Annotated in this window: 15 protein-coding genes; 12 read left to right on the top strand and 3 right to left on the bottom strand. The window is 65.4% G+C overall.

Annotated elements, in window-relative coordinates:
- The first annotated feature begins 194 nt into the window (after positions 1–194).
- Together DWF74_RS28560 and DWF74_RS28555 are read left to right on the top strand one after the other, a co-directional pair.
- Positions 195–1,301: a DNA alkylation repair protein gene (locus DWF74_RS28560; protein WP_102864376.1), complete on the top strand. Its 1,107-nt coding sequence runs from the start codon at positions 195–197 to the stop codon at positions 1,299–1,301.
- A gap of 17 nt (positions 1,302–1,318) precedes the next feature.
- Complete coding sequence (locus DWF74_RS28555; protein ID WP_102864375.1) at positions 1,319–2,359, top strand: DUF6602 domain-containing protein; 1,041 nt, start codon at positions 1,319–1,321, stop codon at positions 2,357–2,359.
- Positions 2,360–2,500: 141 nt separating this feature from the next.
- Here DWF74_RS28555 and DWF74_RS28550 read toward each other — a convergent pair whose 3' ends face one another.
- Entirely contained in the window at positions 2,501–3,052 is a 552-nt protein-coding gene (locus tag DWF74_RS28550) for a cytochrome b (protein WP_102864374.1), read from the bottom strand.
- 213 nt (positions 3,053–3,265) lie between these two features.
- On the opposite strand from DWF74_RS28550, the gene DWF74_RS28545 reads away from it, so the two are divergent.
- Genes DWF74_RS28545 through DWF74_RS28515 form a run of 7 tightly spaced genes read left to right on the top strand, consistent with a single transcriptional unit; the run spans position 3,266 to position 9,616 of the window.
- Entirely contained in the window at positions 3,266–3,943 is a 678-nt protein-coding gene (locus DWF74_RS28545; RefSeq protein ID WP_115582226.1) for a thermostable hemolysin, read from the top strand.
- The gene (locus DWF74_RS28540) at positions 3,933–5,414 is read left to right on the top strand and encodes an AMP-binding protein (protein ID WP_115582225.1); all 1,482 of its coding nucleotides are present in this window, start codon (positions 3,933–3,935) and stop codon (positions 5,412–5,414) included. The genes DWF74_RS28545 and DWF74_RS28540 overlap by 11 nt, the downstream gene beginning before the upstream one ends.
- On the top strand, positions 5,411–6,085 hold the full coding sequence (locus DWF74_RS28535) for a TenA family transcriptional regulator (RefSeq protein ID WP_102864371.1): 675 nt from the start codon (positions 5,411–5,413) through the stop codon (positions 6,083–6,085). The genes DWF74_RS28540 and DWF74_RS28535 overlap by 4 nt, the downstream gene beginning before the upstream one ends.
- Positions 6,072–6,881 (top strand): SDR family oxidoreductase, encoded by an 810-nt coding sequence (locus DWF74_RS28530; protein ID WP_102864370.1) that lies wholly within the window; start codon positions 6,072–6,074, stop codon positions 6,879–6,881. The genes DWF74_RS28535 and DWF74_RS28530 overlap by 14 nt, the downstream gene beginning before the upstream one ends.
- The gene (locus DWF74_RS28525; protein ID WP_115582224.1) at positions 6,878–7,522 is read left to right on the top strand and encodes a tetratricopeptide repeat protein; all 645 of its coding nucleotides are present in this window, start codon (positions 6,878–6,880) and stop codon (positions 7,520–7,522) included. Before DWF74_RS28530 ends, DWF74_RS28525 begins: the two co-directional genes overlap by 4 nt.
- 22 nt (positions 7,523–7,544) lie before the next feature.
- A complete protein-coding gene (locus DWF74_RS28520) occupies positions 7,545–8,207 on the top strand; it encodes a response regulator (RefSeq protein WP_102864368.1) in 663 nt (220 codons plus the stop codon).
- On the top strand, positions 8,204–9,616 hold the full coding sequence (locus tag DWF74_RS28515; RefSeq protein ID WP_115582223.1) for an ATP-binding protein: 1,413 nt from the start codon (positions 8,204–8,206) through the stop codon (positions 9,614–9,616). Before DWF74_RS28520 ends, DWF74_RS28515 begins: the two co-directional genes overlap by 4 nt.
- 28 nt (positions 9,617–9,644) lie before the next feature.
- Here DWF74_RS28515 and DWF74_RS28510 read toward each other — a convergent pair whose 3' ends face one another.
- Complete coding sequence (locus DWF74_RS28510) at positions 9,645–10,019, bottom strand: hypothetical protein (protein WP_115582222.1); 375 nt, start codon at positions 10,017–10,019, stop codon at positions 9,645–9,647.
- A gap of 303 nt (positions 10,020–10,322) precedes the next feature.
- Here DWF74_RS28510 and DWF74_RS28505 point away from each other — a divergent pair, with 303 nt between their 5' ends.
- Positions 10,323–10,733, top strand: coding sequence for a hypothetical protein (locus tag DWF74_RS28505; RefSeq protein ID WP_240321979.1), 411 nt, complete (start codon positions 10,323–10,325; stop codon positions 10,731–10,733).
- A gap of 118 nt (positions 10,734–10,851) precedes the next feature.
- A complete protein-coding gene (locus DWF74_RS28500; protein WP_115582220.1) occupies positions 10,852–11,787 on the top strand; it encodes a phytanoyl-CoA dioxygenase family protein in 936 nt (311 codons plus the stop codon).
- A 6-nt stretch (positions 11,788–11,793) separates the two neighbouring features.
- On the opposite strand, the gene DWF74_RS28495 is transcribed toward DWF74_RS28500, so the two are convergent.
- Complete coding sequence (locus DWF74_RS28495; RefSeq protein WP_115582219.1) at positions 11,794–12,687, bottom strand: LysR family transcriptional regulator; 894 nt, start codon at positions 12,685–12,687, stop codon at positions 11,794–11,796.
- Positions 12,688–12,820: 133 nt separating this feature from the next.
- Here DWF74_RS28495 and DWF74_RS28490 point away from each other — a divergent pair, with 133 nt between their 5' ends.
- Positions 12,821–14,467 carry a GMC family oxidoreductase gene (locus DWF74_RS28490; RefSeq protein ID WP_115582218.1) on the top strand — a complete coding sequence of 549 codons (1,647 nt, stop codon included), beginning with the start codon at positions 12,821–12,823 and terminating at the stop codon, positions 14,465–14,467.
- The last annotated feature ends 41 nt before the right edge of the window (positions 14,468–14,508 follow it).

Genomic DNA, 14,508 nt, shown 5'->3' with positions numbered 1-14,508 from the left:
CAGACCACACCGCGTGGGAGCCGGCTTGCTGGCGAACAGGCCACTGAACCTTGCCTCGCCCCCAGGGACTGCTTGGCTGGCCAACCAGCGACTGGGGACGGCAGGTTGTGGTGGTGGCCAGCGACTACCGACAGATTCTGTCAGGAGCGGTTGTGTAAAGTGGACGCCGCCTCGCCACTGAACGGATACACCCCATGAGCTCAAGCCAGCAGAACGCTCCCGCCCTCAAGGAGATCTTCAACCAGGAACGCCTGGAACACATCGCCGAACAGATGCACGCGGTGTATCCAGACTTCCAGCGCCAGGCCTTCTTGCAGCTGGCCAGCCAAGATCTGCCCCAGTTGTCGCTGATGCAGCGCCTGGCCCGGGTCAGCGACAGCCTGCATCAGGTGCTGGACCTGGACTACGCCACCAGCCTCGAGCTGTTGCGCCAACTGGCGCCGCGCCTGAACAGCCGCTTCGTGTGCATCTTCCTGCCCCATTACGTGGCCAGTTTCGGCCTGGACGATTTCGAGCGCTCCATGCAAGCCCTGAAGTACTTCACCGGGTTTGGTTCATCCGAGTTCGCCGTGCGCCACTTTCTGCGCCAGGACTGCCAGCGCACGCTGGCCGTCCTGCAGGAGTGGGCCACCGACAGCGATGAACACGTGCGTCGCCTGGCCAGCGAGGGCAGCCGCCCGCGCCTGCCCTGGTCGTTTCGCCTGGAACAGCTGCAAGCCGACCCGCAGCTGGCGGCGCCGATCCTCGAACGCCTGCGCAACGACCCCAGCCTGTACGTGCGCAAATCCGTGGCCAATCACCTCAACGACATCACCAAGGAGCACCCGCAGTGGGTCCTGGAACGCCTTGAAGGCTGGCCCCTGGAGCAACCCCACAGTGCCTGGATCGCCCGTCATGCCTTGCGCAGCCTGATCAAGCAGGGCGACCGCCGGGCCCTGGCGATCATCGGGGCCGGGGCCCGGCCCGAGGTTGAGGTCAGCCGCTTCCAGGTGGCTCCCGGGCAATTGCGCCTGGGGGACAGCCTCAACCTGTCCCTGACCCTGGTCTCCACCAGCCCCCGCCACCAGCGCCTGGTGGTGGATTACGCCATCGATTACGTCAAGGCTTCAGGCGCCACGGCGCGCAAGGTGTTCAAGCTCAAGACCTTCACCCTGCAAGGCCTGGCCCGGGTGGACCTGGGCCGCAGCCAGCAGATCCGCGAACTGACCACCCGCCGTCACTATCCCGGACGCCATGGCGTGCAGTTGCTGGTCAACGGCGAACCCCTGGCCACCAGCCATTTCGACTTGCTCATCCCCTGACATTCAAGGAAGACCGCGTGGCAATCATCAGCAAATGGGCGAAATCCATCGCCCGGGTCCTGGAAAGCAGTTTCAGCGTCAGCAGCACCATTGCCAGCCACTCCGGGGTCCTTGGCGACGCCCGGGAGAGTTTCATCCGTGACGTCCTCAAGCGTTTTCTACCGAGCAACATCAGCATCGGTGCCGGACAGATCATCGACGCCCAAGGCGGCATCTCCAAGCAGATCGACCTGATCATCTACCGCAACGATTTCCCCACGCTGCGCACCTTCGGCTCGGCCGACGTGTACCTGATCGAAGGGGTGATCGCCACCGTGGAGGTCAAGTCCCAGCTCAACGAAAAGAGCCTGTTCGAGGCCCTGGAGAACGGCAAGTCGGTGCGCAACCTCAAGCCCTCGGTGCTGCGCCATTCCCTCGACGAGTACAGCGCGCGCATCTATGACCGCGACTATCAGAACCTGACGGTCTCGCAGATGAATTCGGTCATGGGCCTGGTGCTGCCGCCGGCGTATGTGTACGGCTATCGAGGCTATCCCGGCGCCAGCCTGGAGCAACTGCGCAACAGCCTGAACACCTGGCACAACCTCCCCGACCGTGCCGGTGAACTGGACGTGACCCTGATGCCCGAGGTCATCGCCACCCAGGGCTGTGTGACCCTGAAGAACCTCAACAACCACCTGGCCCTGCCCCGGCCCGGCGCTGCCGACCTCGAAGCCTGTCGCCAGAGCTACAACACGGCCATGTCCAGCAGCATGAGCAAGCAGGAATTCTTTGCCTGCTTCCGCGAAAGCAACGCTGAGAGCTTCGACTACGGCATCGCCATCAAGGCCTACGAAACGCCGCTGCAGTACCTGATTTCCAGCTTGCTGGAGGCGGTGACCTCACGCATCGGCTACCAGCAACTGGGGGGGACGGCGATCCAGTACAACCTGTTGAAATACCACCTGAGTGAAGAGATGGAGGGCGGCTGGTCCGGCGCCGCGATCAACCTGACCCGGGTACGTGATCCCAAGCTGGATCTGGCGGGCAAGTTCGGCCTGTGGAAGGCCAGGACCTGAAGCCATCGACAGCCCCCACGGACCGTCCCCCCGTAGGAGCCGGCTTGCCGGCGAAAGCGATCCTGAGGACGCCGTGGAGAATCGGCAGACCGCGGCGCGGCGGTTCGCTGGCCAGCCGGCGTCTGCCGGCCACGCCGTATGTCAGCGTCGGGCACCCGGCAGCATGCGCTTGAGGGTGTTGTCGCCGACCCAGTAGTGGTGGAACAGCCCAGCCACGGCATGCAGGCCGATCAGCCAGTAGCCGGCGCTACCCAGTTGCTCGTGCCAGTGCTTGAAGAATCGCGCCTGATCAGGGTCCACCGTCACTGGCGCGGCCGGCAGGAAGAACTCGAAGTAAGGCACGGGCTTGCCCGCCGCCGAGAGCATCAGCCAGGCCAGCAGCGGCGTGGCAATCATCAGCGCATAAAGGACCAGGTGCATCAGGTGCGACAGCCCGGTCTGCCAGGCTGAGGGCGCCGGCAAGATCGGCGGTCGCGGTTGCAGGCGGGCCACCAGGCGAATCCACACCAGGGCGAAGATGCTGATCCCGAACAGGCTGTGCAGCCCGAGAAACAGCCCCCGGGCCGCACTGCCCCGTGGCATCAGGCCCTTGAGTTCAATGCAGGCGTAGACGCCGACGAACAGCGCCAGCATCAGCCAGTGCATCAGGATCGACAGTCGCGCGTAACGCGATGGTACGGATTGAGCAGTCATACACAGTCCTCACGGTGGTTCGGGACGCCCGAGTCATTCAGGTCGTCGCAGGACCCGCGCAACGCCTTCTTCGGTCGCTCGGGTGCGCCACCTTGTGTTGCCAGCCTTAAGGCAACCTGAAGAGCGCAAAAAATGTCTTTTGGCCATCTTCAGACTTCGTTAAGAAAGCCTGCCGATACTCCTCCCCAACATGCCTCGGGAGGCTCTGCATCCATGCCTGGTTTTGACTGGAACATCCATCTGCCCCTCAACTTCGGCCGGGACTGCGCCACGGCCCTGACCCTGGCCCGCAGCCTGCCGGGGGAGGTTCAGCGCCCCGTCTTCGAAACCTACGTCAGCCAGCGATTCCAGCAGGTCCACGGCGCCACCATCCGTCAGTTCATGCCCGAGCTGTTCGGTTTGAGTGATCCCCAGGGCGCGCTGTGCGCCGTCGCCGGGGCGCGCCTGGCCAGCAGCGGCCCGCTGTTTCTGGAACGTTATCTGGATGCACCGATCGAGGAGTTGATCGACTTCGCCGCCCAGCGCCCGACAGCGCGTCAGGGCGTGGTGGAAGTGGGCAACCTGGCGGCCAGCGACACCGGCAGCGCACGCCTGTCCATCATCGCCATCACCTGGCTGCTGGCCATGGGTGGCCTGGAGTGGGTGGCGTTCACCGGCAACATCGGCCTGGTCAACAGCTTTCATCGCCTGGGCCTGCGCCCCTTGACCCTGTGCGCGGCCGACCCCGAGCGCCTGGGTGAAGAACGGCATCACTGGGGCAGTTACTACCAAAGCCAGCCATCGGTACACGTGGGCAGCATCCGCGCAGGCTTCATCCATTTGCGCAACATGGGGATGTTCAACCGCCTGGGCTTGCCGGAGTCATTCGAGGAGAGCACCCATGTCGCCTGAAGTGCAGCGCTTCAAGGAAGCACTACGCAAGCACGCCGAAGAAAAGACCACCCACATTGCACTCTGGGGCGATCGTCTGCGCCTGGACTACGCCACCCTGTATGCCGAGGTGATCGACCGCCAGCAACGGCTGCGTGAGGCACAGGTCAACGTGCTGGCCCTGGCCCTGGACAACGGCCCGGAACTGCTGCTCTGGGACCTGGCGGCCCTGTTCGAGGGCCTGACCTGCCTGACCCTGCCGCCCTTCTTCAGCGCTGCCCAGCGCCAGCACTGCCTGGAACAGAGCCGCGCCGAGCTGCTGCTGGCCGAAGACGGCCAGGAGGCGCCACTGCAAGCCGCCGGCTATGAGCGCCAGGGCGAATTCTGGCGCCGACGCTTCGATGGGCCCTCGATCCTGCCGCCAGGCACCGCGAAACTGACCTTCACCTCCGGCACCACCGGCACCCCCAAAGGCGTGTGCCTGGGCGCCGACAGCCTGCTGCAGGTGGCCCGGGAACTGGAACAGGCCAGTCACTCCAGCAACCCGCGCCATCACCTGGCGCTGCTGCCCCTGGGGATTCTCCTGGAAAACCTGGGCTGCTACGCCGCGCTCTATGCCGGTGCCACCCTCAGCCTGCCAAGCCAGAAAACCCTGGGCATCCAGGGCGCCAGCGGGGTCGACGCGCCCACCTTGCTCGGCTGCCTGGCCCAGCGCCAGCCCGAAAGCCTGATCCTGGTGCCGCAGTTGTTGCTGTTGTTGGTGGGGGCCGCCGAACAGCGCCTGTTCAATCCCGCCAGCCTGCGCTTTGCCGCCGTGGGCGGGGCCAAGGTCTCGCTGGAGCTGCTGCAACGCGCCCAGCGCCTGGGCCTGCCGGTGTACGAGGGCTATGGGCTGTCGGAATGCGCCTCGGTGGTGTGCCTCAACCGTCCTGGCGCACACCGCCCGGGCAGCGTCGGCCAGCCCTTGCCCCATGTCCGAGTGCACCTGTCAGCCGACGGCGAGGTGCTGATCGAGGGCTCGCTGCTACTGGGCTACCTGGGTGAACCCGAGCGGGTCGAGCGCTGGTGGCACAGCGGCGATATCGGTGAGTTCGACAGCGATGGCTACCTCTATCTCAAGGGCCGCAAGAAGCATCAGTTCGTCACCAGCTACGGGCGCAACGTCAACCCTGAATGGGTCGAAGCCGAACTGACCCAGCGCAGCCATATTGCCCAGGCCTTCGTCTACGGCGAGGCCCTGCCCCGCAACCACGCCCTGCTCTGGCCCCATCGGCCGGACTGCAGCGACAGCCAACTGGCCGCTGCCGTGGCCCAGGCCAACGAGGCCTTGCCGGACTACGCCCAGGTCCACCACTGGACCCGCCTGCAGCAACCCTTCACCCCAGCCAACGGCCTGCTCACCGCCAACGGCCGGCCTCGCCGCGAGGCCATCGTTGAACGCTACCGCGACCTGCTCTGCCCTACTGTTCATTCCGAGGAATCATCGTCATGAGTTTTTTCGACCAACTGCAAGCCGCCACCTCCCGGGAACGGGAACAGCTGTTCAGCCTGCCGATCATTCGTGAAGCCCTGGCCGGCCAGGTCAGCCTTGAGGGCTACCGGGCATTCCTGACCCAGGCCTACTACCACGTGCGCCACACCGTGCCGCTGATGATGGCGTGCGGCGCACGCCTGCCGGAACGTCTGGAATGGCTGCGCGGCGCGGTGTGCGAGTACATCGAGGAGGAGTACGGCCATGAACAGTGGGTGCTCAACGACATCGTCGCCTGCGGCGGCGACCGTCTGGCGGTTCGCGATGGCCGCCCGTCCCTGGCCATCGAGTTGATGGTGAGCTTTCTCTATGACCTGATCGCCCGGGACAATCCGGTGGGACTGTTCGGCATGGTCAACGTGCTCGAAGGCACCAGCATCGCCCTGGCCACCCTGGCCGCCGGCAGCATCCAGGACAGTCTGCAACTGCCCCCGAGCGCCTTCAGTTACCTGGCCTCCCACGGCTCCCTGGACATCGAGCATATGCAGACTTACAAGCGCCTGATGGACCGTCTCGACGACCCTGCCGACCAGGCCGCAGTGATCCATGCCTCGAAGGTGGTCTACCACCTGTACAGCGAGATGTTCCGCGGTCTGCCACGTGTCGGGGAGCGCGCCCATGCGCCTGCCTGAAACCCGCGCCGTGCTCACCGGGGCCAGTGGCGGCATCGGCCTGGCCATCGCCGAGGCCTTGTGCGCCAGTGGCGCCCAGGTGCTGGCCGTGGCCCGGCACAAGGAACCCCTGGAGCCGCTGCTGGCGCGTTACCCGAATCAACTGTGCTGGGTCTCGGCAGACCTGACCTTCCTCAGCGACCGGCGCAAGGTGCTGCTGGCCGCCGAGGCCATCGGTAGCGTCAACCTGCTGATCAACGCCGCCGGAATCAATCACTTCGCCATGCTCGAACAGCTCGAAGACGCCGAGATCAACGCCATGCTGGCGGTCAACATCGGCGCACCGATGTGCCTGACTCGCCTGCTGCTACCGCTGTTGCAACAGGCTCCCAGCGCCATGGTGGTGAACGTCGGCTCCACCTATGGCTCCATCGGCTACCCCGGTTATGCCGCCTACTGCGCCAGCAAGTTCGCCTTGCGCGGCTTCTCCGAGGCCCTGCGCCGGGAACTGGCGGACACCCGGGTCAACGTGCTCTATGTGGCGCCGCGAGCCACCCGCACCAGCATGAACAGCCCCGCCGCCCAGGCCTTGAACGATGCCTTGAAAAGCAACGTCGACGATCCGCAGACCGTGGCCAGCGCGGTGGTCCACGCCATCGCCGGCGACCACCGCGAGTTGTACCTGGGCTGGCCGGAACGTTTTTTTGTCCGCCTCAACAGTCTGCTGCCCAACCTGGTGGACCGCGGCCTGCGTAAACACCTGCCGCTGATCCGGCGGCTGAGTATCCGATCCGAACGGGAGCACGAAAAACCATGAAGAACCTGATCAGCGCACTGTTGCTGGGCTGTTTGAGCCTGCCCGCCTGGGCCCTGGATACGGCGGACCAGCAACGTCTCGGCGTCATCCAGCAAGGCTGGGCGCACATTCAGTACCAGGTGCCGGCCGAGCAACGGGCCGCCGCCTTTGAACAGCTGGCCACGCAAACCCGGGCCTTTACCCAGGAGCGCCCGGCGGTCGCCGAAGCCTGGATCTGGTCGGGCATCGTCACCAGCAGTTGGGCCGGAGCCCAGGGCGGGCTGGGGGCCTTGAGCAAGGTCAAGGCGGCCAAGGCCGACCTGGAACGGGCGCTGAACCTGGACCCCAAGGCCCTGCAGGGTTCTGCCTACACCAGCCTGGGTGCACTGTATGATCGCGTTCCTGGCTGGCCCATCGGGTTCGGCGACGCCGACAAGGCCGAGGAACTGCTCAAGCAAGCCTTGCAGCAAAACCCAGACGGCCTGGATAGTCTGTACTTCTGGGGTGACCACCTGTATCGCCAGGGCCGCTACGGCGAGGCCCGGGTCGCTTTGCTCAAGGCATTGCAAGCTGCTCCGCGCCCCGGGCGGGAAGTGGCCGACAAGGGCCGGCGCGAGGAGATCCAGGCGCTGCTGGCCGAGGTGGGCAAGAAAATCAAATGATCCGGACAGGACAGGAGTCGTTGTGCGCTTACTACTGATCGAGGACGACCAGCCCCTGGGCGAAGGTATCCACCAAGCCTTGACTCGCGAAGGCTACACCGTGGACTGGCTCAAGGACGGCAGCAGCGCGTTGCATGCGCTGCTCAGCGAAACCTTCGACCTGGCCCTGCTCGACCTCGGCCTGCCGCGCCTGGATGGACTGCAAGTGCTCAAGCGCCTGCGTGACAGCGGCTCGACCCTGCCGGTGCTGATTCTCACCGCCCGGGACGCCACCGAGGACCGTATCGCCGGCCTGGACGCCGGCGCCGATGACTACCTGATCAAGCCCTTCGACCTGGACGAACTCAAGGCCCGGCTGCGGGCCCTGCTGCGGCGCAGTGCCGGGCGCGCCCGGGTGCTGATCGAGCACGCCGGCATCAGCCTCGACCCTGGCACCCAACAGGTGCACTACCACGGCGAGCCGGTGGCCCTGACACCCAAGGAGTACCAGCTGCTCTACGAACTGCTCTCGCCGCCGGGCCGGGTGATGACCCGCGACCGCCTGGTGCAGTTGCTCTACGGCTGGAATGAAGAGGCCGAGAGCAACACCCTGGAAGTGCACATCCATCATCTGCGCAAGAAGTTTTCCGCCGACCTGATCCGCACCATTCGCGGGGTCGGTTATCTGGTGGAGGAGCGTCGATGAATTCGATCCGCCGACGCACCCTGACCCTGATCATCGGTCTGCTGTTCGCCGGCCTGCTGATTCTGACGACCTTCAACCTGCACGACAGCAACCACGAGATCGACGAGGTCTACGACGCCCAACTGGCGCAACATGCAAGGCTGCTGCTGGGCATCATGCGCATGCCCAACAGCAGCGCCGAGCAGGCCCAGCTGTATCACGCCTTCAACCTGGCACTGAGCCAGGCCATGCCCCAGGTCGACGGTCACCCCTACGAAAGCAAGATCGCCTTCCAGGTGTGGGACCGCAAAGGCAGCCTGCTGGTGCGCACCACCAGCGCCCCTGCCCTGGCGGTGCAGCCGCTGACGCCAGGGTTCGGCAATGAACAGGACGGCAACGACCATCAGTGGCGCACCTTTATCCTGGATGATCAGGATTCCGGGCTGCGGGTCTGGGTCGGCGAGCGAGTCGATGTGCGCAGTGACCTGGTCAACCGCATCATGCGCCACACCCTGTGGCCCAATGTGGTCGGCAGCCTGCTGCTGGTGCTGATGATCTGGCTGGCCATCGGCTGGGGCCTGCGCCCCCTGGCCAATATGGCCGCCCTGCTCCGGGCCCGGCCCAGCGGTTCCCTGGAACCCCTGCACCTGGAACCGCTGCCCAGGGAACTGGAACCCATGCAGGCTGCCCTCAACCGCATGCTGACGCAGATTCAGGAACTGCTGGGCCGCGAGCGGCGCTTCATTGCCGACGCCGCCCATGAGCTGCGCACGCCCCTGGCGGTGTTGCGCGTGCACGCGCAGAACCTGTTGCAAGCCGGCACCGAACAGGAACGCCGGGCCTCCCTGGAATCGCTGATCCTGGGCGTCGACCGCGCCGGGCGCCTGGTCAACCAGTTGCTGACCATGGCCCGCCTGGAACCCAAGGCGCAGATGCCCAGCGAGCAGACCGTGGACCTGGCCCATACCGTGCGCGACAGCCTGGTGCAACTGACCCCGTGGCTGCTGAACAAGGGCCTGGAACTGTCCTTCGAGGTGGACGAGCGTCCCTATCCGGTTCGCGCTGAAGCGGCCTCCATCGACATTGCCCTGAATAACCTGATCAGCAACGCGGTGAACTTTTCACCGGCCAATGGCGTGATCAGCGTGCGCCTGACCCAGGTCGACGAACACTTCGAACTGAGCGTGGAAGACCAGGGCCCGGGCATCGATGAAGGGGAACGCGAGCGGCTGTTCGAGCGCTTCTACAGTCGCGGCAACGCCCACGGCGCCGGCCTTGGGCTGACCATCGTCAGCGTCATCGCCCGCCACCTGGGTGGCCGGATCAGCCTCGACAACCTGCCCCTGGGCGGCCTGCGCGCGACCTTGTCGATTCCCTGCCATCAACCGCTGCGGCTGGGCAGCGCCTGGACGGCGCGCCGCGAGCCATAGCCCATGGGCGGGCGCCGGGACTGAACGCTCAGTCCGACGTGGCCTTCGCGGACAGCGCGATCAAGTGCTCGCTGCAGCCGAAGCCGCCCACCGCATCGTCGTACCAGGACACTTCCACCACCGCAATGCAGCCGTCATAGGACTGCCCCACCAGCGTGCCGTCGGCCTTGAACACTCGCAGGTAGCCGCCAACGCTGTACCGCGAGCTGTCGCCATCACCGGGCATGGTCATGGTGGGAATCCAGGTGCGCCAGCTGAACAAGCGGTATTTCTGGTAGTAGAAGGCCTGGTCGGGACTGTAGTCGCGGCCCTGATACGGCGTGCCGTAGTAGAACGAACCGTAGGCCTGGTACGCCAGGAACACCGCCAGTGCGGAGCCCAGAATGAGTTTGATTTTTTGCATCGGGAGGGTCGTTCCTTTTACCCGTGGGGTCTTCAAGAGGGGGCCGGTCCAGCAGGCGCAGGCAGGCCTGGACAATCGCCTTGAGCAGGGTCGGGCATGGTCCTCGACGGCGGCGCTCAAAGCGCCGGCATTCTAGAGCAATAGCGGCGCAAAAGAGAGCTGGGATTCCTGCGCTGCAAGGGCTGCCTGGCGCATGGGATCGACGGCAGGCCGGCTCGTTGACAAGCGCCGTGGCAACGCCGACCATCTGCCGCCGTCAGCACTGGCGGATGCCTGGATCGAGGAGTGGCAAGGGTGAAAAGGATGAGCGTATTGCTGTTATCACTGGCCGCTGCCTGCAGCGCGGCCCAGGCCACCAGTGAAGTCGACGCTGCCCGCCAATCCCTGAAGAACTACGGCCTGGCCAACTGCCTGGCCGCGCGCTTCGAGGAACCCTCGGCCATGCGTCAGGACGTCGGCCACGCCGTCGGCATGTACGGCGTGCTGGGGATAGGCCTGTACAACGTGCTGCAGAACGAAGACACCCTGGAAACCCTGCACAACCCCTACACCGCCACCACCAACTACGTGGCACAAGCCTATGAGCAGGCCTCGGGGAGCAGCAAATACAGCCGCGACAAGGTGGTGCTGCATGCTTGCCTTGAGGTCTACAACTCCCGGGCCTTCGATGAGTTCATCCAGACCCAGGACCGCTACGTCCGGCCTGGCGGCTAAGGCGCCGCCTTCTCTGCCCGATGTCGCAAAGGCGCTGTTCGAGGTCGAATCCAGCCTGCCGACCCAACGCGTGCTGTCCATACTCAAGGGCCTTGTCCCCTGGTAATGGAATACCCCTGTGAACCTGCCACCGGTCCTGCCTGACACCGCCCCTGCCCTGGTTAACCCGCTGCGCCTGGATCAGGACGATCTGCGGCACTTCAAAGAGCGTGGCTTCATCAAACTGCGCAGTCTGTTGACGCCCGCGGCCATCCTGCAACTGCGCGAGCTGGCCAACAGCCAACTGCGCCCTGCCCCCTCGGGCACCTCGGCCCATGGCGACGGTTTCAGCCGCCTGACCCACCGAGTGACCCAGGTGGGCATCCTCGAACGCCTCTACTGGCAACCGGCCTTCGCCCAGGTGCTGACCTGCCTCACCGGCTGCCGCTTGATCATGAGCGAGGCCCAGAGCTTCGAGCTGGGGGTGGGACGCTCGGGCTTTGCCTGGCACTACGATTCGCTGAACTTTCGCTACATCCGCCCCCAGGACCCGGCCTTCAGTCTGTGGATGCCGTTGCAGCCGATCCGCCCCCAACTGCAAAGTGGCGGCATGGCCTGGGTGCCCCTGTCGCTGTTCTCGGCCCAGGAGAACTTCCAGTTCTCGCGCCTGCTGGCAGGCAAGCTGGCACGGGGCGAGTCGGTGGCCGAATTTTCCGCGCACCTGCGCCAGACCTACTGCACGCCCGGGGTGCTTACCGACGCCTTCGAGGAACAACGCATCGAAGAGGCCTTCGATCCCGGCGACGCCCTGCTGTTCAGCAAATACCTGTGGCACCGCTCCAGCCCCTTGCTGGCCGGCGACCTGGAACGGCGCCAGGCCGTGACCCTGCGCTTGCTGGACTGGCGGGCATGCCTTGACCCACTGATGCAGGAAGGTGAAACCCGCAGCGCCGGTGGCCTGGGCATGGGCCTGGACGGCGGCCCGCTGAACCCGGTGTCCTACGGTTCGCGCTTCGTCGACATCAAGCCCGGTGCACCGATCCGCAGTTCGGCCCATTGCGGGCCGATCCTCTGAACCAGGCTAGATCTCGGGCCCCAGCAACACCTGCTGCTGCGCCGCACACAGCTGCACCAGATAGTCCCAGACCACCCGCAACCGCACCGATTTGTGCAGCTCGCGGCGGGTGCTGATCCAGTAGGCGCGCTGGATGCTCTCGGCCGGTAACAGCGGCACCAGTTGCGGGTCGGCGGCAGCCATGTAGCACGGCAGCACGGCGATCCCCAGACCGGAGCGGGCCGCTTCCTGCTGGGCGATGACGCTGGTGCTGTGGAACACCACCTGGGGGTTGCGGCAGAAGCTGTTGAGGAACATCAGTTCCTGGCTGAACAAGAGGTCGTCGACATAACCGATCCAGGCGTGGCGCCCCAGGTCCTCGCGGCTGCGCAGGGGCGGCGCGCGGTCCAGGTAGGCCTGGCTGGCGTACAGGGCCAGGCGGTAGTCGGTGAGTTTGCGGGTCACCAGCATGTCGGCATTGGGGCGTTCCAGGTGAATGCTGATCTCCGCCTCGCGATTGAGAATGCTGACAAAGCGCGGCACCGCCACCAGTTCCACTTCCAACCCCGGATAACGTTCGAACAGGCCAAACATGCGGCTGGCCAGGAACTTCACCCCCAGGCCTTCGGTGACGCCGACGCGGATCTTGCCCAGGGGCGCACTGGACTGGGTGATTTCCTCCTGCACCAGCAGCGCGACGTTTTCCATGGCCTCGGCGTGCTTGAGCAGCGCCTCGCCGGCCGGGGTCAGCTCGTAGCCCTGGGCATGCTGGACGAACAGCGCGGTGCCCAGGGCCTTCTCCACCGCCTCGATATGCCGGGCCACCGTGGCGTGGGTGGTGTTCAGCCGCCGGGCCGCGGTGAGCAGGCGCCCGCTGCGTTGCAGCTCGAGGAAGTAGCGCAGATCGTTCCAGTCGAACATGGAAAATCCTGGTCGATGTCGAAGAGGGACGCTGTTAGAAAACGCACAGCAGGTGGGTAAAAACTAACATTCTTTTAACGAAAGCTAACAACTAGGATGAGGGCAAAACAAGAACGAAGAAAAGAGGTCACGGATGCTCCCTGCCTTTGACGCCTACGACTACATCGTGGTCGGCGCCGGTCCCGCCGGCTGTCTGCTGGCCAATCGCTTGTCGGCCAATCCCCAGCACCGGGTGCTGCTGCTGGAAGCCGGCGGCCGCGACAACTACCCCTGGATTCACATTCCCGTGGGCTACCTGTTCTGCATCGGCAACCCGCGCACTGACTGGTGCTTCAAGACCGAAGCCGAACCGGGCCTGCAAGGTCGCAGCCTGAGCTACCCGCGGGGCAAGGTGCTGGGCGGCTGCTCCTCGATCAACGGCATGATCTACATGCGCGGCCAGGCCGCCGACTACGACGGCTGGGCCGCTGAAGGCAATCCGGGCTGGAGCTGGAACGAGGTCCTGCCGCTGTTCAAGAAAAGCGAAAACCACTTTGCCGGGGGCAGCGAGTTGCACGGCGCCGCCGGTGAATGGCGGGTCGAGCGCCAGCGCCTGTCATGGCCGATCCTCGATGCCTTCCGCACGGCTGCGCAGCAGAGCGGCATCCGCAACATCGACGACTTCAATGGCGGCGACAACGAAGGCTGCGGCTACTTCCAGGTCAACCAGAAGGCCGGGGTGCGCTGGAACGCCGCCAAGGCTTTTCTCAAGCCCATCGCCAACCGCCCCAACCTGGTGGTGCTGACCGATGTCGAGGTGCAGCGGCTGATACTCGAGGACGGCCGCGCCACCGCAGTACGGGCCATCAGCCAGGGCCGCCAGCAGACGTTCAAGGCCCGCCGGGAGATCATTCTGTGCGCCGGTTCCGTCGGCTCGCCAAGTATTCTGCAGCGCTCCGGGATTGGTCCGAGCGCGCTGCTGCAGCGGCTGGGGATCGGGGTCAGCCATGCCCTGCCAGGGGTCGGCGGCAACCTCCAGGATCACCTGCAGTTGCGCCTGATCTACAAGCTGGAAAACGCTCGCACCCTGAACCAGATCGCCGGCAGCCTGTGGGGCAAGATGGGCATGGGCTTGCGCTACCTGTATGACCGCAGCGGCCCGCTGTCCATGGCCCCGAGCCAATTGGGCGCCTTTGCCCGCTCGGGACCGGAGCAGACCAGCGCCAACCTCGAATACCACGTGCAGCCGCTATCCCTGGAGCGCTTCGGTGAGCCCCTGCACAGCTTCCCGGCCTTCACCGCCTCGGTCTGCGACCTGCGTCCGCAAAGCCGCGGCCGGGTAGAGATACGCTCCGTGGAACCCGGGGATGCACCGCTGATCCAGCCCAATTACCTGAGCCATCCGGAGGATCTGCGCGTCGCCGCCGATGCCATCCGCCTGACCCGGCGCATCGTCGGCGCCCCGGCCCTGCAGCCGTTCAAACCCAGCGAATACCTGCCCGGGCCGCAACTGCAGAGTGAGGAACAACTGCATGAAGCGGCGGCGCGCATCGGCACCACCATCTTTCATCCGGTGGGCACCTGTCGCATGGGCAGCGACGCCCACGCCGTCGTCGACTCGCAACTGCGGGTGCATGGCATTCCCGGACTGCGGATTGCCGATGCCTCGATCATGCCGCGCATCACCTCCGGCAACACCTGCTCGCCGACCCTGATGATCGCCGAGAAAGCCGCCGAACTGATTCTCGCCACCGCCCCCAGGAGTACCGTCCAGCACAAGCAACCCGCCACCCCGGCATGACCGTAGGAACAGATGCACCTGATGTAGGAGCCGGCCTGCCG

This window comes from Pseudomonas protegens (assembly GCF_003363755.1).
GTDB lineage: Bacteria > Pseudomonadota > Gammaproteobacteria > Pseudomonadales > Pseudomonadaceae > Aquipseudomonas > Aquipseudomonas danubii.
This window is presented reverse-complemented; position numbering and strand designations above follow the sequence as displayed.